General features: G+C 73.0%; 18 protein-coding genes. 10 read left to right on the top strand and 8 right to left on the bottom strand.

The features are described from left to right. Positions 1–26: 26 nt before the first annotated feature. The gene (locus KU893_RS17250) at positions 27–1,607 is read left to right on the top strand and encodes an MFS transporter (RefSeq protein ID WP_218235624.1); all 1,581 of its coding nucleotides are present in this window, start codon (positions 27–29) and stop codon (positions 1,605–1,607) included. 20 nt (positions 1,608–1,627) lie between these two features. Continuing rightward, positions 1,628–2,188 (top strand): HAD family acid phosphatase, encoded by a 561-nt coding sequence (locus tag KU893_RS17245; protein ID WP_218235623.1) that lies wholly within the window; start codon positions 1,628–1,630, stop codon positions 2,186–2,188. A gap of 81 nt (positions 2,189–2,269) precedes the next feature. Here KU893_RS17245 and gdhA read toward each other — a convergent pair whose 3' ends face one another. Beyond that, the gene (gene gdhA, locus KU893_RS17240; protein ID WP_218235790.1) at positions 2,270–3,616 is read right to left on the bottom strand and encodes an NADP-specific glutamate dehydrogenase; all 1,347 of its coding nucleotides are present in this window, start codon (positions 3,614–3,616) and stop codon (positions 2,270–2,272) included. Between the two features lie 214 nt (positions 3,617–3,830). Between gdhA and KU893_RS17235 the strand changes: the two genes are divergently transcribed. Then, the gene (locus tag KU893_RS17235; protein WP_218235622.1) at positions 3,831–5,939 is read left to right on the top strand and encodes a molybdopterin oxidoreductase family protein; all 2,109 of its coding nucleotides are present in this window, start codon (positions 3,831–3,833) and stop codon (positions 5,937–5,939) included. Between the two features lie 63 nt (positions 5,940–6,002). Here KU893_RS17235 and KU893_RS17230 read toward each other — a convergent pair whose 3' ends face one another. Beyond that, positions 6,003–7,499, bottom strand: coding sequence for a hypothetical protein (locus KU893_RS17230; RefSeq protein WP_246592801.1), 1,497 nt, complete (start codon positions 7,497–7,499; stop codon positions 6,003–6,005). Between the two features lie 135 nt (positions 7,500–7,634). On the opposite strand from KU893_RS17230, the gene KU893_RS22895 reads away from it, so the two are divergent. From KU893_RS22895 to KU893_RS17205, 6 genes are all read left to right on the top strand, one after another. Continuing rightward, entirely contained in the window at positions 7,635–9,107 is a 1,473-nt protein-coding gene (locus KU893_RS22895; RefSeq protein ID WP_246592800.1) for an FAD-dependent oxidoreductase, read from the top strand. Positions 9,108–9,110: 3 nt separating this feature from the next. After that, positions 9,111–11,672: a nitrite reductase large subunit NirB gene (nirB, locus tag KU893_RS22890; protein ID WP_246592799.1), complete on the top strand. Its 2,562-nt coding sequence runs from the start codon at positions 9,111–9,113 to the stop codon at positions 11,670–11,672. Then, positions 11,672–12,091 carry a nitrite reductase small subunit NirD gene (nirD, locus tag KU893_RS17220; RefSeq protein ID WP_218235621.1) on the top strand — a complete coding sequence of 140 codons (420 nt, stop codon included), beginning with the start codon at positions 11,672–11,674 and terminating at the stop codon, positions 12,089–12,091. The genes nirB and nirD overlap by 1 nt, the downstream gene beginning before the upstream one ends. Beyond that, positions 12,088–13,200 carry a uroporphyrinogen-III synthase gene (locus tag KU893_RS17215; protein ID WP_218235620.1) on the top strand — a complete coding sequence of 371 codons (1,113 nt, stop codon included), beginning with the start codon at positions 12,088–12,090 and terminating at the stop codon, positions 13,198–13,200. The genes nirD and KU893_RS17215 overlap by 4 nt, the downstream gene beginning before the upstream one ends. Next, the gene (locus KU893_RS17210) at positions 13,197–13,940 is read left to right on the top strand and encodes a sirohydrochlorin chelatase (protein ID WP_218235619.1); all 744 of its coding nucleotides are present in this window, start codon (positions 13,197–13,199) and stop codon (positions 13,938–13,940) included. The genes KU893_RS17215 and KU893_RS17210 overlap by 4 nt, the downstream gene beginning before the upstream one ends. 153 nt (positions 13,941–14,093) lie before the next feature. Next, on the top strand, positions 14,094–15,263 hold the full coding sequence (locus tag KU893_RS17205) for a calcium-binding protein (protein ID WP_218235618.1): 1,170 nt from the start codon (positions 14,094–14,096) through the stop codon (positions 15,261–15,263). A 113-nt stretch (positions 15,264–15,376) separates the two neighbouring features. Here the strand turns inward: KU893_RS17205 and KU893_RS17200 are convergent, their stop codons facing one another. From KU893_RS17200 to KU893_RS17180, 5 genes are read right to left on the bottom strand one after another with little or no spacing between them, the layout of a single operon-like run. Then, positions 15,377–16,876, bottom strand: coding sequence for a sodium/solute symporter (locus KU893_RS17200; RefSeq protein WP_218235617.1), 1,500 nt, complete (start codon positions 16,874–16,876; stop codon positions 15,377–15,379). Beyond that, complete coding sequence (locus tag KU893_RS17195) at positions 16,876–17,262, bottom strand: hypothetical protein (RefSeq protein ID WP_218235616.1); 387 nt, start codon at positions 17,260–17,262, stop codon at positions 16,876–16,878. Before KU893_RS17195 ends, KU893_RS17200 begins: the two co-directional genes overlap by 1 nt. 5 nt (positions 17,263–17,267) lie before the next feature. Then, the gene (locus KU893_RS17190; protein ID WP_218235615.1) at positions 17,268–18,035 is read right to left on the bottom strand and encodes a LytR/AlgR family response regulator transcription factor; all 768 of its coding nucleotides are present in this window, start codon (positions 18,033–18,035) and stop codon (positions 17,268–17,270) included. Further along, positions 18,032–19,153, bottom strand: a complete 1,122-nt coding sequence (locus tag KU893_RS17185; RefSeq protein WP_257441346.1) for a sensor histidine kinase — start codon at positions 19,151–19,153, stop codon at positions 18,032–18,034. Before KU893_RS17185 ends, KU893_RS17190 begins: the two co-directional genes overlap by 4 nt. A 46-nt stretch (positions 19,154–19,199) precedes the next feature. After that, entirely contained in the window at positions 19,200–20,126 is a 927-nt protein-coding gene (locus KU893_RS17180; RefSeq protein ID WP_218235614.1) for a class I SAM-dependent methyltransferase, read from the bottom strand. Positions 20,127–20,196: 70 nt separating this feature from the next. On the opposite strand from KU893_RS17180, the gene KU893_RS17175 reads away from it, so the two are divergent. Next, a complete protein-coding gene (locus KU893_RS17175) occupies positions 20,197–20,925 on the top strand; it encodes an oxidoreductase (RefSeq protein ID WP_218235613.1) in 729 nt (242 codons plus the stop codon). Positions 20,926–21,407: 482 nt separating this feature from the next. Here the strand turns inward: KU893_RS17175 and KU893_RS17170 are convergent, their stop codons facing one another. Then, positions 21,408–22,217, bottom strand: a complete 810-nt coding sequence (locus KU893_RS17170; protein WP_218235612.1) for an HAD family hydrolase — start codon at positions 22,215–22,217, stop codon at positions 21,408–21,410. Between the last annotated feature and the right edge of the window lie 173 nt (positions 22,218–22,390).

The following is a 22,390-nucleotide window of genomic DNA, read 5'->3' as shown; positions in this document are numbered from 1 at the left end:
GGACCCGACCCTGTCAGGAGCCTGCGATGACCCTCACCAGTCCCAGCGGTGGCGACCTCGCCGCCCGTGCCCCCGAAGCGACCCTGCGCCGGAGGAGGGGCCGCTGGATCGACGACTGGCGTCCGGAGGACCCCGAGTTCTGGGAGTCGACCGGGGCGCCGATCGCCAAGCGCAACCTGCTCTGGTCGATCTTCGCCGAGCACCTCGGCTTCTCGGTGTGGCTGATCTGGAGCGTGAGCTCGGCCTTCCTGTTGGCCCAGGGCTTCACGTTCACGCCGCAGCAGCTGTTCTTCCTGGTCGCGATCCCGAACCTGGTCGGTGCGCTGATCCGGGTGCCCTACACCCTCGCGGTCGGGAGGTTCGGCGGCCGGAACTGGACGATGGTCAGCGCGGCGATGCTGCTGGTGCCGACGCTGGGCTTCGCCTACTTCGTCACCCAGCCCGGGACGCCGTACGGGGTGTTCTGCGTGGTCGCGGCCACCGCCGGCTTCGGCGGCGGCAACTTCGCCAGCTCGATGGCGAACATCAACTTCTTCTACCCCGCCCGCCTCAAGGGCGCCGCGCTCGGGCTCAACGCAGCGGGCGGCAACCTGGGTGTGGCCATCATCCAGTTCTTCTTGCCGGTGATCGTCGGTGGCGCCGGCATCTTCGGCCTGGTCAAGGCCAGCGAGGGCGGGATCCACCTCGAGCGGGCCGCGTTCGTTTACGCCGCCCTGGCCGTCGTCGCCGTGCTGGCCGCCTGCTTCCGGATGGACAACCTCTCCAACGCCAAGACGGACACCCGGCAGCAGCTGAGCGTGCTCAAGCACAAGTACACCTGGGTGATGTCCTTCCTCTACATCGGCACCTTCGGCTCGTTCATCGGCTACTCGGCCGCGATGCCGCTGCTCATCAAGCTCAACTTCTGGCGCCAGCCGGTCCCCGCGGTGCACGGCATCGGCATCAACTTCGCCTTCTACGCCTTCCTCGGCGCGCTCGTCGGCTCCGTCGCCCGCCCGCTCGGCGGCTACCTCGCCGACCGGTTCGGCGGGGGCCGGATCACGCTGCTCGCCTTCGGTGGCATGGTGCTCGGCACGCTCGGCATCCTGGTCACGCTCGGCATGCTCGAGCCGCTGCCGCCGGCACCCGACAAGGCGACGCTGGCGAAGATCGCCGCCGACCCGGCCGCCTTCCAGTTCCCCGCCGCGGTCCGCTCCGCGGTCGAGTCGAACGCCGACGTGTTCCCGCTGTTCCTCGGCATCTTCTTGTTCGTCTTCGCCTGCACCGGCATCGGCAACGGCTCGACCTACAAGATGATCCCGGCGATCTTCCGCACCGACGCCGAGCGGGCCACCGCGGCCGGCACCCCCGAGCGCGAGCTCGCCCTGCTCGACGGCACCAAGAGCGCCTCCGCCGCCGTCGGCATCATCGGGGCGGTGGGCGCGATCGGCGGCTTCCTGATCCCGATCACCTTCGGCTCCCCGTGGGTCACCGACCCGCTCGCGGCCACGAAGACCGCGTTCATCGTCTTCACCTGCTTCTACGGGGTCTGCGCCGTCATCACCTGGGCGGTCTTCCTGCGGAAGTCGTCGGCCACCGAGCGGGGGTACGCCGGGCTCGGGCTCTGACCCTCTGCTGGAATGGGCTGATGCGCACCCTGGCCCTCGCCCTCCTGCTGGTCCTGTGCCCGACGTCCCTGGCGTCCGCGAGCACGGAACGCGCCACTGGGCCGCTGCCCTCAGCGGCCCAGTGGCGCTCCGACGTCCGGGCCGTCTACGCGAAGAAGCGCCCGGGCGCCTACCTCACGGAGCGTGCAGCCAGCGGCCAGAAGCGGCTGGCGGTCGTGCTCGACATCGACAACACCTCGCTGGCCACCCACTTCTCCTGGCCTGCGCCGGTCAAGCGGACCCTCAAGCTCACCCGGAAGGCCCAGAGCCGCGGCATGGCGGTCGTGTTCGTCACCGGCCGCTTCGAGGACAGCCTCGCCAACGTGACGCAGGCCCTCGACGCGGCCGGCTACCACCACGACGGGATCTGCGGGCGCCGGCACGGCGAGGCGATCGCGGACGGCAAGCAGCGCTGCCGCGCCCAGTACGCCGCCCAGGGCTGGACCTTCGTCCTCAACGTCGGCAACCGCAGCACCGACTTCGTCGGCGGTGACTACGAGCGCAGGCTCAAGCTGCCCAGCTACGGCGGCGCCCTCAGCTGAGCCCTGCGCTCGGTTCAACTACCGGATTCGTCGTCAGATCGGCCTGGTCGCGACAAATTCGGTAATTGAACCGTCGCCCGCTCAGATGACGCCGAGAGCCAGCATCGCGTCGGCCACCTGGATGAACCCCGCGATGTTGGCTCCAGCGACGTAGTTGCCGGGAGCGCCGTACGTGTCCGCGGTCTCGAGGCAGCGCGCGTGGATGCCGACCATGATCTCCTCCAGGCGGGCCTCGGTGTGTGCGAAGGACCAGGAGTCGCGGGACGCGTTCTGCTGCATCTCCAGCGCGCTGGTCGCGACGCCGCCGGCATTGGCGGCCTTGCCCGGCGCGAAGGCGACGCCGGCCTCGGCGAACACCTTCACGGCCTCAGGTGTGCACGGCATGTTGGCGCCCTCGGCGACGACGGTGCAGCCGTTGCGGACGAGCGCGAGCGCGTGGTCGCCGTCCAGCTCGTTCTGGGTCGCACAGGGGAGCGCGATGTCGCAGGGCACGTCCCAGACCGCACCGCCCGTCGTGGTGGCGACGAAGCGGGCCGACTCCCGAGCCTCGGCGTACGACGACAGCCGCTCGCGACGTACCTGCTTGACCTCCTTGAGCAGGTCGAGGTCGAGCCCCTTCTCGTCGACGACGTACCCGCTCGAGTCGGAGCACGCGATCACGGTGGCGCCGAGCGCGGCGGCCTTCTCGGCGGCGTAGGTCGCGACGTTGCCGGAGCCGGAGACGACCACGGTCTTGCCGTCGAACGAGCTGCCCCGGGCCTTGAGGATCTCGCCTGCGAAGAACACCGTGCCGTAGCCGGTCGCCTCGGTGCGGACGAGCGAGCCGCCCCAGCCGATGCCCTTGCCGGTCAGCACGCCCGACTCGTAGCGGTTGGTGATCCGCTTGTACTGCCCGAACAGGTAGCCGATCTCGCGGCCGCCGACACCGATGTCACCGGCGGGGACGTCGGTGTACTCGCCGATGTGGCGGTACAGCTCGGTCATGAAGGACTGGCAGAACCGCATGACCTCGGCGTCGCTGCGGCCCTTCGGGTCGAAGTCCGAACCGCCCTTGCCGCCGCCGATCGGCATGCCGGTGAGGGCGTTCTTGAAGATCTGCTCGAAGCCGAGGAACTTGATGATGCCGAGGTAGACCGACGGGTGGAAGCGCAGTCCCCCCTTGTACGGCCCGAGCGCGGAGTTGAACTCGACCCGGAAGCCGCGGTTGAGCTGGACCTGGCCGGCGTCGTCGACCCACGGCACCCGGAAGATGATCTGCCGCTCGGGCTCGCACACGCGGCGGATGATCGCGGCGTCGGTGTACTCGGGGTGTCGTGCGACGACCGGCCCCAGGCTGTCCAGCAGCTCGCGCGTCGCCTGGTGGAACTCGGCCTCGCCGGGGTTCCGGGCCAGGATCTCTTCGAAGACCGGCTGCAGGGTCGGGTCCAGGTGCTTCACAGGGGTCACTCCTCCGTACGCGTCAGGAGCGGCCCCGCGCGAGTAGGGGGACCTCTCCGAGGAGCTCCCACGGTCTCATCACGTCGTGGGTACGCCGGACCCGGGCCCGGTCCGTGAGACCGCTCGTGAGGCCGTGAGGACTCGTTGACGCCGGCGTGCTCCGCCCGGTCCCGACGTGCAACGCAGGTCGCGTGGAATGGGCGTCATGACCCAGTCCCACTGCCCCTACTGCAGCCTGCAGTGCGGCATGCAGATCTCCCGCAAGGGCCGGGCCGGCATCGAGATCGGCGCCTGGGAGGAGTTCCCGGTCAACGAGGGAGCGCTGTGCCGCAAGGGCTGGACCGCCGGCGGGCTGCGGGGCAGCCGGGAGCGGCTCACCTTCCCGCTGGTGCGCGACCGCGCGACCGGCGAGCTGCGCGCCGTCGGGTGGGACGAGGCGCTCGACCTGGTCGCGTCCCGACTGCTCGCCCTCCAGGAGGCCCACGGCAAGGACGCGGTCGCCGTGTTCGGCGGGGGCGGGCTCACCAACGAGAAGGCTTACCAGCTGGGGAAGTTCGCCCGGGTGGCGCTGGGTACCAGCCAGATCGACTACAACGGCCGCTGGTGCATGAGCTCGGCGGCCAGCGCGGGCAACCAGGCCTTCGGTGTCGATCGCGGGCTGCCCTTCCCGCTGGTCGACGTCGAGCAGGCCGACGTGGTCGTGCTGGTCGGCTCCAACCTCGCCGAGACCATGCCCCCAGCCGCGCGCCACCTCGACCGCCTGCGCGAGCGCGGCGGCAAGGTCGTGGTCGTCGACCCGCGCCTCACCCCGACCGGCGAGCGCGCCGACCTCTTCCTCCAGCCCGTGCCCGGCACCGACCTCGCCCTGGCGCTGGGGGTGCTGCACCTGCTGGACGCCCAGGGCGCCGTCGACGAGGCCTACGTGGCCGAGCGGACCACCGGCTTCGACGACGTACGACGGGCTGCGGCGGCGTGGTGGCCCGAGCGGGTCGAGCGGACCACCGGCGTCGCGACCGACGAGCTGAGGTCGCTGGTCACGCTGCTCGCCGGCGCCGACCGGGTGATGGTGCTGACCGCCCGCGGCGCCGAGCAGCACGCCCAGGGCACCGCCACGGTGCTGGGCTGGATCGACGTCGCGCTGGCCCTCGGCATGCCCGGCAGGCCGTACGCCGGCTACGGCTGCCTCACCGGCCAGGGCAACGGCCAGGGCGGGCGCGAGCACGGCCAGAAGGCCGACCAGCTGCCCGGCTACCGGATGATCGACGACCCCGCCGCCCGCGCCCACGTCGCGCAGGTGTGGGGAGTCGACCCCGACTCGCTGCCGGGCAAGGGGCGGTCGGCGTACGAGCTGCTCGACTCCCTCGGCCAGGACGGCGGGCCGAAGGCGCTGCTCGTCCACGGCTCCAACATCGTGGTCTCCGCGCCGAACGCCACCCGGGTCACGCAGCGGCTCGAGTCGCTCGACCTGCTGGTCGTGTGCGACATCGTGATGTCCGAGACGGCCGCGCTCGCCGACGTCGTCCTCCCGGTCACGCAGTGGGCGGAGGAGACCGGCACGATGACCAACCTGGAGGGCCGGGTCATCCTGCGGCAACAGGCGATCGCCCCGCCCGAGGGAGTCCGTAGCGACCTCGACGTGATCGCCGGCCTGGCCGAGCGGCTGGGCTCGCCCGCCGCGTTCGCGACCGAGCCGGAGGAGATCTTCGAGGAGCTCGGCCGCGCGTCGGCCGGCGGCAAGGCCGACTACGCCGGCATCTCCTACGACCGGATCGTCCGTGAGAAGGGGGTGTTCTGGCCGTGTCCCACGCCCGAGCACCCCGGCACGCCGCGGCTGTTCGCGGACGAGTTCGCCACCCCGGACGGCCGGGCCCGCTTCCTCGTCCCGGCCTACACCGGGCCCGCGGAGGAGCCCGACCCGTCGTACCCGCTGCACCTGACGACCGGCCGCGTGCTCGCGCAGTACCAGTCCGGGGCGCAGACCCGGCGGATCCGCGACCTGACCGACGAGGGCGCGTTCGTGGAGCTGCACCCGATGCTCGCCGACCGGATCGGCGCCGTCGAGGGCCGGGCGGTCCTGGTCCGCACCCGCCGCGGCGAGATGTCGGCGCCGGCCCGGATCGTCACCACGATCCGCCCGGACACCGTCTTCGTGCCCTTCCACTGGGTTGGCGTCAACCGGCTGACCAACGACGCGCTCGACCCGTCGAGCCGGATGCCGGAGTTCAAGGTGTGCGCGGCGGACGTCTCGGTGGTCGAGGTGCGACGAGCGCCAGCGAGGAGCCTCGAGACCACCGGGTCGGCTGCCGGTACCTGATCAGCGAGCCTTCCGGCAGCAGGGCCGGTGGTTTCGAGGCTCGGCCGCGGGCGGCCTCGCACCTCAACCACCGGCGGACACCCGCTCCCAGACCCGCAGCTCGCCGAACCGGGCCTGCTCGCGGTAGTTCCGCACGAAGTACGCCTGGGTCGGCGGGGAGGAGATGCCCCAGCTGGCGAGGCTGCCGCCGGACACCACGACCCAGCGAGGTGCGTCCGGGGACTCGAGGACGGCGGCCAGCTCGGTGAGGTGCGGGTCCCGGACCCGCACCGGCAGGCTCCACAGATGGGCGTACGGGCTGTCCAGTCCGCTCGCGGCGACGATGTTGGGCCGGCCGAAGGCCACCACGACCCCGTCGCCCGGATCCGCGTGGGCGCGCAGGAAGTCGGCGACCTCGGCGTCCCGGGCGAGGCCGTCGTCGATCGGCGTGGCCAGCGTGTGCACCCACGCGGTGAGGCAGGCGACCGCGGTGACGGCCAGGCACAGGTCGACCAGCACGAGGCGCCGTCCCCGGGGCCGGACCAGGCTGGAGAGCAGCACCACCCCCGGGACGAGTCCGGTCAGGTAGTGCAGCCAGTAGCTGCCGCCCCCGGCGACACCGAGCACCTCCCACGCGGACATCGCCAGGGCGGCGAGCGGCAGGGGTGCCGAGCGCGGCCCCTCCCGGATCGCCCGGCGGGCTGCCAGGAAGGCTGTCGAGGCGAGGGTGATCGCGGCGCCGCTGGCGACGAACGCCAGCGCCACCAGCGTCATCCGGTGCTCGGTGGCCGGCGACGCCTCCGACCCGATCACGGAGGCTGCGTGGATCCGGAACACCACCACGGCGTCCCACAGGGCGGCCGGGGACGTCCCCCGGCGGGCCGCCGAGGCCAGCACCACGGCCAGCACCGCCGCCGCCCCACCGCCCAACGCGAGCACCCGCCGGCCCAGCTGGGGCACCCGTCCCGCCGAGAGCGGCAGCAGGACCAGGGCGAGGACGAAGACGTCCACCATGTTCTGCTTCACCAGCGCGGCGGCCATCCCGGACGCGCCGGCGCCGGCGGCGAGCACCACACCCCGGCGCCCCGCCGGCGAGGCCATCGCGGTGACCAGGCACAGCACCCCGAGCAGCACGAACGGCGCCGCCAGGACCTCGCCGTTCGCGGCCGGCATCCCGAGCAACGGACTGGCCAGCAGCGCCGCGGCCAGCAACGGCACGATCCGGGTCGACCACCGGCCGGTACCCGGCGCGAGCCGGGCAGCCAGCACCCCCGCCAGCACGACGGCCGCCGCGCTCGCGGTCGCGCCGACCAGCTTCACTCCCGGCGCCACCGTGCCGGCCGCGGTCAGGTCGATCGGCCCGAGGTGCGCGGCGAGCCGGAAGATCCAGATCAGCAGCGGCGGCCGGTCGACCCAGTGGTCGCCGTACAGCGAGCTGCCCTGGTCCCACTGGCGCGCCAGCAGCAGGAACCCGCTCTCGTCGGACTCCAACGGCCGGCGCAGGAAGGGCAGCCACGCGACGAACGTGATCGTCGCCGCGACGTACGTCGCCCGCGACACCCGCGCGGGAAGCTGCACCATGGCACAGACGGTAGGCCCCCCACCCTGGGGCCGCCGCCGTGCGTCCGTGCGACCGGTGAGGCCGTGAGGAGTCGTTGACATCTGCGTGCAACACGGGCGCACCGCCGCGAAACGTCGCTGTCGTTCGATAGGGCCATGACCGAGAGCCGACCCCGAGCGCCGCGACCGCGGCTCGTCGTCGTCGGTTCCGGCATGGCCGCGACCCGGCTGGTCGAGGAGCTCGTCGCCCGCAGCGCGCCCGCGCGGATGGACATCACCGTCCTCGGCGACGAGGACACCGCGCCGTACAACCGGATCCTGCTCTCGGCGGTCCTCGAGGGCACGCACCGCCCCGAGGCACTCACCCTGCGCAACCCTGCCTGGTACGCGGAGAACGGCGTCGACCTCCGCCTCGGGGCCCGCGTCCTCGGCGTCGACCGGGAGCGCAAAGACGTGATGCTGGTCGACGGCACCCTGGTCGAGTACGACGTCCTGGTGCTCGCCACCGGCAGCATCCCGTCGCTGCCGCCGATCCGCGGCCTGGTCCGGATGGACGGCTCGCTGCACGAGGCGGTCCACGCCTTCCGCTCCCTCGCCGACTGCCGGCGCCTGGTCTCTGCGCTGCCCTCCAGCCGGCGCGCGGTCGTGGTCGGCGGCGGTCTGCTCGGACTGCAGGTGGCCCGCGCCCTGGGTGTGCGGGGGATCGAGACCGAGGTCGTCGAGGGCGCCGACCACCTGCTCCACCAGCAGATCAGCGTCCCCGCGGGCCGGATCCTGGCCCGCGACCTGAAGAGGCTCGGCGTCGCTGTCTACACCGGCGCCCGCGCCGTCCGGCTCGTCGAGGGCCCGGCCGGACCGGCGCTGCGCCTCGACAACGGCTTCACCCTCGACACCGACCTGGTCGTGCTCACCGCCGGTGGTCGCCCCTCGACGGCGCTGGCCCGCGGCGCCGGCCTCGAGGTCCGCCGCGGCATCGTGGTCGACGACCGGCTCGCCAGCGTCACCGACCCGACGGTCCACGCCCTCGGCGACTGCGTGGAGCACGACGGCCGCACCACCGGATTCGTGCCGCCCGCCTGGGAGCAGGCGGGCGTCCTCGCGGGGATCCTGTGCGACGAGGCCGTGAAGTACGACGGCGCGCGCATCGTCGCCCGGCTGCGGGCCACCGACCTCGACGTCGCCGTGCTCGGGGACGCCGAGGCCGAGCTGGCCGCCGGCGGGGAGGTGGTCGAGGTCGCGAACCCGGTCTCCGGGTCGCACCGCCGCCTCGTCGTCCGTGACGGCCGCATCGTCGCCGCCACCCTGGTCGGCGACCTGTCCCGGGTCGGCCTGATCACCCAGCACTTCGACCGGCAGACCGTCCTCGGTCCGCACGAGCCCGGCGACCTCCTGCTGCCTGCCCCGTCCGGGGACGGCGGCAACGGCGCCCGTGTTGTCGGGGGCCTACCCGACGACGCCGAGGTGTGCGCCTGTGCCGGCGTCACCGCCGGCCGGATCCGCGCCTGCTCCTCGCTGGAGCAGGTCCGCGACACCACCCGCGCGACCACCGGCTGCGGTGGCTGCGCCAGCACCGTGCGCCAGCTGCTCAGCAGCCGGCCCGCCCTCGCCACCGCCCAGAAGGGATCTTGACCCATGAACCAGCGCAAGCAACTGGTGGTCGTCGGCCACGGCATGGTCGGCCACCGCTTCGTGCAGGCGGCGATCGAGCGCGGGCTCACCGAGACCCACGACATCACGATCCTCGGCGAGGAGCCGCGCCCGGCGTACGACCGCGTGGCCCTGACCTCGTTCTTCGAGCGGGGCGCGGAGGCGCTGTCCTTCCTCCCCGGCGGTGCGTACGACGACCCGCGGGTCGCGCTGCGCCTGGGCGCCGAGGTCGTGGCGATCTCGCCGCGCCAGCGGGTGATCACGCTCGCCAGCGGCGAGGACCTGCACTACGACGAGCTGGTGCTCGCGACGGGTGCGTTCCCGTTCGTGCCGCCGGTGCCGGGCAAGGACCTCAAGAACGTCTTCGTCTACCGCACCATCGAGGACCTCGAGGCGATCCGGGCCGCGTCGAGGAAGGCGAAGGTCGGCGCGGTCATCGGCGGTGGCCTGCTCGGCCTGGAGGCGGCCAACGCACTGCACCAGCTGGGCCTGGAGACCCACGTCGTCGAGCTCGCGCCGCGGCTGATGGCCGTCCAGATCGACGACGCCGCCGGCTCCACGCTCAACCGCCACATCGAGACCCTCGGCCTGAGGGTGCACACCGGCGCCATGACCGAGGCCGTGCTCGGCAAGGACAAGGTCACCGGCCTGGCGCTCAAGGACCGCAACCCGCTCGACGTCGACCTCGTCGTCTTCTCCGCCGGCATCCGGCCGCGCGACGCGCTGGCCCGGGCGGCGGACCTCGACATCGCCGAGCGGGGCGGGATCCTCGTCGACGAGCACTGCCGCACCAGCGACGAGCACATCTGGGCGATCGGCGAGTGCGCCGCCCCGGGCGGGCGGATGTACGGCCTGGTCGCCCCCGGCTACACGATGGCCGAGGTCGTCGTGGACGCGCTGCTCGGCGGCGAGGCCGGCTCGTTCACCGGTGCCGACATGTCGACAAAGCTCAAGCTGCTGGGCGTCGACGTCGCCTCCTTCGGCGACGCGTTCGCCACCGACGAGGACGCCCTCGAGGTCGTGTACGCCGACGCGGTGGCCGGCGTGTACAAGAAGCTCGTCGTCAAGGAGCTCGCCAGCGGCGGCTACGAGCTGCTGGGCGGCATCCTGGTCGGCGACGCGTCGTCGTACGGCGTGCTGCGGCCGCTGGTCGGCTCCGGCATCGAGCTGCCCGACAACCCCGAGGGGCTGATCCTCCCGGCTGCCCGCGGCGGGGTTTCGACGGGCTCAACCACCGACATGCTGCCCGACGACGCGCAGGTCTGCTCGTGCAACAACGTCACCAAGGCGGAGATCGCCGCCGCGGTGTCCGACGGCGGCGGCTGTGACAGCCCGGCCTGCGTCACCGCCTGCACGAAGGCCGGCTCCACCTGCGGCTCCTGCAAGACGGTCGTGAAGAAGATCGTCGAGGACCACTTCGCCTCGGTCGGCAGGGTCGTCGACAGGTCGCTGTGCGAGCACTTCGCGATGACCCGGCAGGAGCTGTTCGAGGTCGTCGCCGTCCACGGCTACAACCGGTTCGACGACATCATCGAGGGCCACGGCCGAGGGCGCGGCTGCGACATCTGCAAGCCCGCGGTCGCCTCCGTCCTCGCCAGCCTGCTCAACCACCACGTCCTCGACGGCGCCAACGCGACCCTGCAGGACACCAACGACGCCTACCTCGCCAACCTGCAGAAGAACGGCACCTACTCGGTCGTCCCGCGCATCCCCGGCGGCGAGATCACGCCCGACAAGCTGATCGTGATCGGCGAGGTGGCCCGCGACTACGGCCTCTACACGAAGATCACCGGCGGTCAGCGCATCGACCTGTTCGGCGCCCGGATGGAGGACCTGCCGGCGATCTGGAAGCGGCTGGTCGACGCCGGCATGGAGTCCGGTCACGCCTACGGCAAGTCGCTGCGGACAGTGAAGTCGTGCGTCGGCTCGACCTGGTGCCGCTACGGCGTGCAGGACTCCGTCGGCATGGCGATCGAGCTGGAGCTGCGCTACCGCGGCCTGCGCTCGCCCCACAAGCTCAAGGGCGGCGTGTCCGGGTGCGCCCGCGAGTGCGCGGAGGCGCGCGGCAAGGACTTCGGCGTGATCGCCACCGAGAAGGGCTGGAACCTCTACGTCGGCGGCAACGGCGGCGCCGTCCCCGCCCATGCCCAGCTGCTCGCCGGCGACCTGTCCCGCGAGGAGCTGATCTGCTACCTCGACCGTTTCCTCATGTACTACATCCGCACCGCCGACCGGCTCCAGCGCACCTCCACCTGGCTCGACGAGATCGGCGGCCTGGAGCGGGTCCGCGAGGTCGTCGTCGACGACTCCCTCGGTCTCGGCAGCGAGCTCGAGTCGAGCATGGACCGCCACGTCGACTCCTACTTCGACGAGTGGAAGGCCACCATCGAGGACCCCGAGAAGCTCAGCCGCTTCGTGTCCTTCGTCAACGCACCCGGCACCCCCGACCCCCACATCACCTTCACCGAGGAGCGCGGCCAGATCCGCGCCGACCTCGTGGACGGACCGGTGTCGCTCGGTGCCTCGATCCCGGTAGGAGCGCCGTGATGACCACGACCGAAGCTCGTCGAGTAGCGCCGTCGCGAGGAACGAGTGACGGGGCGTATCGAGACGCAGGCACCGCGATCTGCCCCCTGGACCGGATCGCCCGCGAGTCCGGCGTGGCCGCCCTCGTCGACGGCGAGGCCGTCGCCGTCTTCCGCACCTACGACGACCAGGTGTTCGCGATCTCCAACTTCGACCCGTTCGGCCGTGCCTCCGTGCTCTCCCGAGGCATCGTCGGCACCCGCGGTGAGGAGGAGATCCCGTTCGTCGCGAGCCCGCTGCTCAAGCAGCGCTTCGACCTGCGCACGGGTGCCTGCCTGGACGACCCGGCGGTCGTCGTACCGACGTGGGACGTCCAGGTGGTCGACGGCATGGTGGTCGTCGGCGCCCGGCGCGAGACAATCACCTCGTGCGAGCCGTGAGCGACCAGCCCCTGTCGGGTTTCCGGATCGGTGTGACCGCGGCGCGACGTGCGGAGGAGCAGATCGCGCTGCTGGAGCGGCGCGGGGCGAGCGTGGTGCACGCGCCCGCGCTGTCGGTCGACCCGAACCGGATCGACGAGCCGGCGCTGCTCGCGGCGACCAAGGAGGTGCTCGACCAGCCGGTCGACATCTTCGTCGCCACCACCGGCATCGGCCTGAAGTCCTGGTTCGGCGCGGCCGAGCGCTGGGGCCTGCTCGACGACCTCACCGCCCACCTGGGCGGGGCGGAGATCCTCGCCCGGGGGCCGAAGAGCGTCGGTGCGCTGCGCCGGTTCGGGCTGCGCGAGCTGTGGGCGCCGGAGTCGGAGGAGTTCGAGGACGTCCTCGCGCACCTGCGGGGGCGTGACCTGAGCGGTCTGCGGATCGTCGTCCAGGAGCACGGCCAGTCGCTGTCCATGGCCGCCCACGCCCTGCGCCGCCTCGGCGCCGAGGTCGCCACCGTCGCCGTCTACCGCGTCGAGGGCGCGGCCGACCCCGAGCCGATGTTCGGACTGATCGAGGACATCGCCGAGCGCCGGGTGGACGCGGTCACCTTCACCGCCGCTCCGGCGATCGCCGCGATGATGGAGGCCGCCGGCACCACCGGGCACCGCGACGAGGTGGTCAGTGCCTTCCAGGCCGACGTGATCGCGGCCTGCGTCGGACCGGTCACCGCCGCCGCCTTCGAGATGTGGGGGGTGCCCTCCATCTACCCGGAGCGCTCCCGCCTGGCCGCGATGGTCAAGCAGCTCGAGGTCGAGCTGCCCTCCCGCGCCGGCGGCACCAGCCTCGACGTGGCCGGCCACACCCTGCTCCTGCACGGCGAGGCCGTGCTGCTCGACGGGGCCGAGGTGAAGCTCTCGCCGGCACCGTACGCCGTCCTGCAGGCCCTGCTCGTCAACCCCGGCACCGTCGTCTCGCGCCGCGACCTGCTCGGCGCGCTGCCCTCCGGCACCGCCGGCTCCGAGCACGCCGTGGAGATGGCCGTCGCCCGGCTGCGCGCCGCCCTCGGCACGCGCTGCGTCCAGACCGTCGTCAAACGCGGCTACCGCCTGGCGGTCGCCCCATGACCTCCCACGGAGTTCGTCGAGTAGCCGCGAGCGCCAGCGAGCGGCGTATCGAGACGCCTGCAGCCCACCTCGTGACGGTCGCGCACGGCACCCGCGCCGCGGCCGGCAACGAGGTCGCCCGCGAGCTCACCGCGGCGGCGGCCCGTGCGCTCGGCTGGGAGGCGACCACGTCGTACGTCGAGCTGGGCGCGCCGCTCTTCGCCGACGTCGTGAGCACCGTCGAGACGCCCGCGGTCGCCGTACCGCTGCTGCTCTCGACCGGCTACCACCTGCGCCAGGACCTGCCCGCCGCCGTGGCCGCTGCCGGCCGCGACGACGTCCGGCTCGGCCGCGCCCTCGGCCCCGACCGGCTGCTCGCCGCCGCGCAGGTCGACCGGCTCCGCGCCGCCGGCGCCACCCCCGGACAACCGGTCGTCATGGTCGCCGCCGGCTCCACCGACCCGGCCGCCGCCGCGGACCTCGCCGCCGCCAGCCACCTGCTGGCCCACGCCTGGGGTGCCCCCGTCCGCCTCGCCACCCTGGCGGGCCGCGGCCCGCGGCTCGCGGAGGTCGTGCGCCCGGGCGACGCCGTGTCGCCGTACCTCCTCGCCACCGGGCACTTCCACCGCAAGGCCCGCCACGACGCCCTCGCCGCCGGCGCGAGCGTCGTCGCGGACGTCATCGGCCCGCACCCGCGGGTCGTCCAGCTCGTCGTCGAGCGGGCCCTCGCCCTGGCTCCTCCCGCCGTCGGCGTCGCGTAGTCGTTGACCTGCCGCTTACTCACCGTTGACCTGCCACTTCCTCACCGTTGAGCTGCCGCATCGTGGTCGCCAGCAACGACGCCGCCGGATCGGCGTCCGACGCGCCAGGCCGGTCGCAAGCGCGCCGCAAGCGCCATGGCCGAGCCTCGGGGGATGCGAACCAGACTTCTCCCCGTGCTCGCGCTGGCGCTCGCGCTGCCGGCGAGCATCGGCGTCACCTCCGTCGCCGAGGCGGCCGGACCGCGGTGCAACGGCGCCAAGGCGACCATCGTCGGGACCAACAAGGCCGACAAGATCAAGGGCACCAAGAAGCGCGACGTGATCGTCGCGCGCGGCGGCAACGACAAGATCAAGGGCCTCGGCGGCAACGACGTCATCTGCGGTGACGGAGGCAAGGACACCATCGACGGCGGTCCCGGCCAGGACTACGTGCACGGCGGTGCGGGCAACGACCTGATCGCGCTGGGGCCGGGCAACGGCGGGATCGGGTACGGCGACGCCGGCGACGACACGATGGCGACCGGGGCCACCGGACAGGCCCTGTTCGGAGGCGAGGGCAACGACCTGCTCAAGACCTCGTGGCCGGTCACCCTGGTCAACGGCGAGGGCGGCGATGACCAGCTGTACGGCGGCGCCGACCCCGACCAGCTCAACGGCGGCGACGGCAACGACCACCTGTCCGGAGGAGGTGGCGACGACGTCCAGCTCAACGGCGGGTTCGGTGTCGACACCTGCGACGGCGGTCCGGGCCGCGACAACTGCAACGGCGGCGCCCCCGGCGGCCCGGGGAACTCCCCGACCGACCCGGACGTCTGCACCTCCGAGGTCAAGCAGTCCTGCCAGGGTGAGGAGTTCCCGCAGCGCTGGCTGGCCAAGGTCAGCGCGGTGGAGAAGACCGACGACGAGACCCGCACCTGGTCGCTCCAGATGGTGCTCCTCCGGGCCGGTGACCCCGCCACCAGCACGTTCTGGCGGGAGGAGTCGGTGACCGGGACGTTCTCGGTGCAGGGCCACAGCGACAACTGCACGTGGTCGCACCAGGGCACGCTGGACCGCGACTTCACCGGCGACCTCGGCCTGGTCCCGGCGCAGAGCCTCTACTGGCTCGACGTGGTCGCGGGCGGTGTCGGCACCTACACGAAGAGCTGCACGGGGGGCGGCGGCTACACCGAGGAGCAGGGTTTCCAGGCCTGGGCCGCCACGGAGGGCGGACCGGAGACGGTGCCGTGGGACCGCTCCCGCCGCGAGATCACCGGCAGCTGGCACAAGGACGGGTCCTACGAGGACGTCGACGCCGAGTGGGTGATCACCCCGCTGGACTGACGGTCGCCGGAGGCGGGCGAGGCTGCCGCCCCCCGAACCGTTCGATCGAACGGTCAGGGGGAATCGGGAGCCGAGAAGTCCCCCGGACCGTTCGATCGAACGATCCGGGGGACCTACCGACCGAGCGACTCCGGCGTGTGCAGCCGAACCAGGAACCGACGTGCATGCGGCGGCTCCCGGTCGGCGGTCGCGAGCGAGACCGTGGCCATGACGAGCACCGCGACCGGCACGCTCCACGCGGCGGGCTGGGCCAGCAGGGCGCCGGCCCAGCCGCCGGGGGCGTAGCCGGCCAGGGTCGCGATCGCCGCGCCCCCGGCGCCGATCCCGCCGGCCGCGAGACCCGCCAGCGCCCCGACGTCGGTCAACCGCCGCCACCAGATGCCGAGCACCAGCAGCGGGCAGAACGTCGAGGCCGCCACTGCGAACGCCAGGCCGACCGACTGCGCCACCCCGACGTTGCGGACCAGCAGGGCGGCGACCACCGGGACCACGACGGCGACCATCGCCGCCAGCCGGAAGGCCGGAACCCCGCGCTGCTCGTTGACCAGTCGGCTGGTCACGTCCTGGGTGAGGACTCCGGAGACGGCGATCGCCAGGCCCGAGGAGGTCGACAGGAAGGCCGCGAACGCGCCCGCGGTGACCAGCCCGGTGAGCACGTCGCCGCCGACGCCGTCGAGCATCGCGCGCGGCAGCTCCAGCACGAGCACGTCCGAGCGGCCCTCGGTGACCAGCCGGTCGCCGTACACGCGGCCGAGCGCGGCGTACACCGGCGGCCAGAGGTAGAACAGGCCGAGCAGGGCGAGGACGACGAACGTCGTGCGCCGCGCGGCGTGGCCGTCGGGGTTGGTGTAGAACCGCACGACCACGTGCGGCAGGCCCATCGTGCCGAGGAACAGGCCGGCGATGAGGGAGTACGTCGTGTACAGGCCGATCCCGCCGTCGCCGGCGACCGGGTTCGACCAGCCGTCGCCGCCCCCCGGGCCGCCGGGCCGGCCGTCGCCCCACCAGACCGCGACCAGGACGGCGGCGGGGACGAGCAGCGCGGTGAGCTTGAGCCAGTACTGGAAGGCCTGGACGAAGGTCACCGACCGCATGCCGCCGGACGTCACGTTGGCGAGGACGACCCCCGCCACGACGAGGGATCCGGCCCACTCCGGGGCGCCGATCGCCGAGCGCAGCGTGATGCCGGCGCCCTCGAACTGCGGGATCATGTAGAGCCAGCCGATGCCGACGACGAGCAGGGAGCACGCGGCCCGCACCGTGCCCGACCCCAGCCGGGCCTCGGCGAAGTCCGGCAGCGTGTAGGCGCCGGAACGGCGCAGCGGTGCGGCGACCAGCACCAGCAGGACGAGGTAGCCCGCGGTCCAGCCGACCGGGTACCAGAGCATATCGGCGCCGCCGACCAGCAGCAGCCCGGCGATGCCGAGGAAGGAGGCGGCGGAGAGGTACTCGCCGCCGATCGCCGACGCGTTCAACCCCGGCCGGACCGTGCGGGAGGCGACGAAGAAGTCGCTGGTCGTCCGCGAGAACCGCAGCCCCCAGGTGCCGATCGCGAGGGTCGCGAGGGTGACCAGCACGACCGCGACCAGGCCGGGTACGTCGGCGCGCTCCATCAGGCGCCGTCCTCGTCCTGGGGGTCGGGGCCGCCGACCAGGTCGGCGAAGACCCGCTCGTTGTGCTCCGCGCTGCGGATGTAGCGCCAGGCCAGCAGGAGCAGGAACGGGTGCACCAGGACGCCGAGGAGCAACCAGGGCAACGGGATGCCGAGCAGCCGGACGTCGATCAGCGACGGCGCGAGGTGGAAGGCGAGGGGCAGTACGCCGAGCGTGACGGCCAGCAGGGCGAGCAGCCGCGCGGCCAGGCCGAGCTGGGCCCGGAGCAACGAGCGGAGGTAGACGTCCCCGAGCGCCGTCTGCTCGTGGACGTCGCCGAGGCGGCTCGCGGCCCGCCCGGCGCTGGTGTGCCGCGGCGGCCCGGTGACCCGCACCCGCTCGGTCATCTCGCTCAGCCTCCCGCCCGGGCCCGGCGGACCAGGACGTCGCGCAGCGCGCGGGTGTGGCGACGGCTGACCGGCAGCTCGGTGCCCCCGGTCGCTCCGCCGACGACGACCGACGTCCGGCCGGCGTCGGTGCGGACCTCGGTGACGTGACCGAGCGCGACCAGCAGCGAGCGGTGGATGCGGTGGAACCCGGCCTCCGCCCAGTCCTCCTCGAGCGTCGCGAGCGGGACCCGGACCAGGTAGCTGTCGCCGCCCGTCGTGTGCAGGCGCGCATAGTCGCCCTGCGCCTCGACGTGGGTGATGTCGCCGCGGTCGACGAACCGGGTGACCCCGCCGCGCTCGACCGCGATCTGGGCGCCCGCGGCGGCCGGTTGCGGCGACGTGCCGCCGAGCACGCGTCGTACCGCTTCGGCGAGACGCTCGGGACGCACCGGCTTGAGGACGTAGTCGACCGCGTGCAGGTCGAAGGCGTCGACGGCGTGCTGCTCGTGGGCGGTCACGAAGACCACGGGCGGCGGCTGCTTGAACCGGCCGAGCACCTCGGCCAGCTCCAGCCCGGTCAGGCCGGGCATCTGGATGTCGAGGAAGACGCAGTCGACCTCGCGCTCGCGCAGGATCCGCAGCCCCTCGGTCGCGGACTGACACGCGATCACCTCGCCGACCCGGTCGTCGGCGCCGAGGAGGTAGGTCAGCTCGTCGAGCGCCGGGCGCTCGTCGTCGACGACGAGGACACGCAGCCGCCCGCGCTGGTCGAGTCTGTCGAGACCCGTCATGCGCTCACCCCCGGCGCGAACTTCGGCACCCGCACGATCACCTTGGTCCCGGCCCCCGGAGCGGTCTCCACGACCAGACCGTAGTCGTCGCCGAAGCTCGCGCGCAGCCGCGCGTCCACGTTGCCGAGGCCCACCGAGTCGAGCTCGGTGTCGCCGGCCAGAGCTCGTCGTACCTTCTCCGGGTCCTCGCCGACCCCGTCGTCCTCGACCTCCAGCACCGCTTCGTGCCCGCGGTCGTGGGCGACGATCCGGAGGTGCCCGGTCTGGTCGGCGCTCTCGAGGCCGTGGCGCACGGCGTTCTCGACGAGGGGCTGGATGCACAGGAACGGGACGACGACCGGGAGCACCTCCGGCGCGATGTTGAGCGTCACCTGGAGCCGGTCGCCGAAGCGCGCCTGCTCGAGGAGGAGATAGCGCTCGATGGAGCGCAGCTCCTCGGCGAGGGTCGTGTACTCGCCGTGCCGGCGGAAGGAGTAGCGGGTGAAGTCGGCGAACTCCAGCAGCAGCTCGCGCGCCCGGTCGGGGTCGGTGCGCACGAAGCTCGCGATCGCGTTGAGCGAGTTGTAGACGAAGTGTGGGCTGATCTGGGCCCGCAGGGCGCGGACCTCGGCCTCGATCATCCGGTTGCGGTGGGCGTCGAGCTCGGCCAGCTCCAGCTGCCCCGACACCCACTTCGCGACCTCCTCGGTGGCCCGCACCAGACCCGCGGTCGGCGTCGGCGCGAACGCCTGCACCGTCCCGAGCACCCGGCCCTCGACGACCAGCGGGCTCACCACGCCGGTCCGGACCGGGCAGCCGCCGACCGAGCACCCCAGCTGGCCGCGGTCGACGGTGCGGGTGCCGCCCTTCTCGATCGCCAGCAGCGCCACCGCCGCTGCCTGGCCGAGGTGGTGCTCGCCCGTCCCGTCCCACGCCAGCACCGCCTCGGTGTCGGTGATTGCCAGGGCCGGGGTCCCCAGCAGCGCCCGCAGGTGCCGGATCGCCCGCTCCGCGCTCGCCGTCGTCAGGCCCTCGCGCAGCGCGGGCGCGGCCAGCGATGCCTGGTGCAGCGCCCGGAACGCCGCCCGGTCCGCATCGCTGCCCAGGTGGTCCCGTCGCCACAACCGTCCGCCGCGCACGTGCTCATGGTGCCGCACGAACGGCGTGGTCGGGGCGTGCGAGGGGTCAGCGGAAGTCGATGAGCAGCATGCCCGAGTCGTCGTCGGCCGGCGGCTCGACGGCCGGGGCCAGCGCGACGGGAACGGTGTCCTCGCCGGGGAGGTCGAGGTCCGAGCCGGCGCTCGCGGGACCCTCGGCGGGCCCGGCGGCCGACGTACGCGCGGGGACCGGGACCTGACGGATCGTCTTCGGCTGGATCCCGACGACCGCGCGGAAGCACTCGGCGACCCACGGCAGCTGCATGCCGTCCATGCCCCGCCCGAAGTCGTCGTAGAACGCCAGCACCTCGCGGACCTTCGAGTCCTGCCCGGTGCGGTCGAGGCCGGCGACGTCGGGCAGCGAGCGGGCGAGGTCCTGCACCGAGGCGCGGTCGATGACCTGCCAGTGCTTGACGGCGGCCTCCTCGGCCGGCCCGAAGTACGGCGACGAGTCGATCGCGTCGCCGACCCCTTGGCCGGTCGCGTGGTGGCCGATCAGGTTGCCGAGCCGCCTGACCCACGGGATCCGCTCGTCGCGGACGTTGCGCACGACGGCGAAGGTGCCGCCGCGCTTGAGGACCCGCGCGATCTCGGGCAGCGCCTTGTCGGCGTCGAACCACTCGTCGGCGTCGGCAGCGACCACCAGGTCGTAGGTCGCGTCCGCCGCCGGGATCTCCTCGGCCGCGGTCTGCGAGACCCGCAGCTCGGGCAGCCGGGAGCCGAGCCGGTCGAGCATCCGCGGGTCCGGGTCGGTGGCGTGGACGTCGTGGCCGAGGGCGACGAGGTGCTCGGTGAGCTTGCCGGTGCCGGCCCCGAGCTCCAGCACGGCCAGCGGCTCGTCGCCGGTCAGCCACGCCACGGCCTCGCGCGGGTAGCCGGGGCGGCCGCGGTCGTAGGCCTCGGCCACACTGCCGAAGCAGAGGCCCGGTGCGTCGGGGGTGGAGTCGGTAGCCATCGCAGCCGAGCGTACGGCGGCAGCGGCTCCGGATCACGGAGGCACGCGAGGGCGCCAGTAACGTTGCCGGGTGACCTCCGACCCGCACGCCTGGCTGATCTCCCTCGAGGGCGTCCCGTCCGGCTTCGCCGGCGCCCGTGACGGCATCGACGTGGTGCTGCGTGACCGAGGCCTGCGCCGCACCAGCCCCGAGCTCACCGCGGAGTCGCTGCTGCGGGGCGCGCACGCCAGCGCGGTGCTCGAGGGATCGGGCTCGACGCTGGCCGAGGTGCGCGCCGGCGCGGGTGACGAGATCGCCGCGGACGCCGTACGCCTGGCCACCGAGCTGCTCTCGCTCGTCCCCGTACTGCGCCGCCAGCCGCTCCAGGCGCTGGCCCGGATCCACACCGTGGCCGCGCGGGGCAGCCTGCCCGATGAGCTGCTCGGCCGGCCCCGCGACGGCGAGTCGGCGTCCCGGCTGCGGGGCATCGCCGAGCTGATCACCGCGCCGACCGAGGCGCCGGCGCTCGCCGTCGCCGCCGTCGTCCACGCCGAGCTGATGACCGCTGCGCCCTTCGGCTCCCACAACGGGATCGTCGCCCGCGCGACCGAGCGGCTGGTCGCGGCCGCGCGGGGCGTCGACGAGAAGTCGCTCGTCGTCCCCGAGGCGGCGCACCTGGCGCTGCGCCCCGAGTACGAGTCCAACCTGCGCGGCTGGGCCACCGGCACCCAGGCCGGCATGCACTCCTGGTTGCTGTACGCCGTCGAGGCGTGGTCGGCCGCGGCTGAGGCGAGCCCGCTGGTGCGCGACGCGGAGTAGCCCTCGAGGTCGTCGAGTAGCCCGAGCCCCTGGGCGAGGGCGTATCGAGACGCGCTCGCCGAGATCTCGATACGTGCGTCGCGGCTTCGCAAGCTCAGCCGCGGCACTACTCGATCTTCCCGGCTGATCCTCGACGCCGCTCGTTCCTCGCAGCGTCGAGGGCCGGCAAAAGCAGGTGGCACCCGAGCCAACGAATGTCTCGGGTGCCACCGCTGACACGTGAACCGTGGTTACCAGGCGTGCACCATCAACAACTGCTCCGGAAGTGTTCCGGATGCAAGCGCCCAATTCAGAAGGGTAGATCGCCGCGTGGGTACCGGGATCACGTGTTGCTCTCTTGAGTTCCTGGCTCCTTTGTACGCCGGTGCCGGGTCACCTTCAAGGCTTGTCTTTTGCCAGGGGGCGGGGAACGCTGGCCGGTTGGGAGGGCAGGCCCGCGCCGGCAGGAGTCCCGCCGGAGCCGCGCGGAGGCGGCCGGGCGGTCAGATGCTGAAGGAACGGCGCCGGGCGCCGATCCACACGGCCGCGCCGACGGCGACGACACCGCCCACCGCGAGCGCCGCGAGCGTCGGCTTCGGCGGGGGCAGGTGGAGGCGCGACTGGAGGGCGACGGGGCGCGTGAACATCAGGACCGGCCAGCCGCGGGAGGCCGCGATCTTGCGCAGCTCCTTGTCCGGGTTGACGGCGTGCGGGTGGCCGATCGCCTCGAGCAGGGGGACGTCGGTCACCGAGTCGGAGTAGCCGTAGCTGTTCGCCAGGTCGTAGCCGACGCTCTCGGCCAGCTCCCGGATCGCGTTCGCCTTCTCCTCGGCGTAGGCGTAGTACTCGATCTCGCCGGTGTAGCGCCCGTCCTCCACCTTGAGCCGGGTCGCCACGACCCGGTCGGCGCCGAGGAGCGCACCGATCGGCTCGACGACCTCGCTGCCGGACGTGGAGACGATGACGACGTCCCGGCCCGCGGCGTGGTGCTCGTCGATGAGGCGGACCGCTTCGTCGTACACGAGGGGGTCGACGACGTTGTGCAGCGTGTCGGCGACGATCTCGCGCACCGTGGCGACGTCCCAGCCCGCGGTGAGCTGGGACATGAACTGCCGCATCTTCTCGACCTGGTCGTGGTCGGCGCCGCCGACCATGAAGACGAACTGGGCGTACGCCGAGCGCAGCACCGCGCGCCGTGAGATGAGGCCCCCGGCCTGGAAGGGCTTGCTGAAGGCCAGCACGCTCGACTTGGCGATGATCGTCTTGTCGAGGTCGAAGAACGCGGCGGTGGGCGGCGTGCCCGCGGAGGCCATGGACGTCATCCTAGGGACCTCTTGCGTCCCATCCGTTGCAGACGCCGCCGTTCGGCTTCCCCAGCCCGGGGTCGCCGAGCGGTTTTCCCCAGGCGCCGGTGGTGCCCGCATGGTCGTGTCGGCGGGCGGCGACAACCTCGGCATGACACGAAACCGACCCGACCGAGTCCCGC

Source organism: Nocardioides daeguensis (assembly GCF_019192965.1).
GTDB classification, from domain to species: domain Bacteria; phylum Actinomycetota; class Actinomycetes; order Propionibacteriales; family Nocardioidaceae; genus Nocardioides; species Nocardioides daeguensis.
The sequence above is the reverse complement of the archived record's forward strand: the minus strand, read 5'-3'. Positions and strand labels throughout refer to the sequence as shown.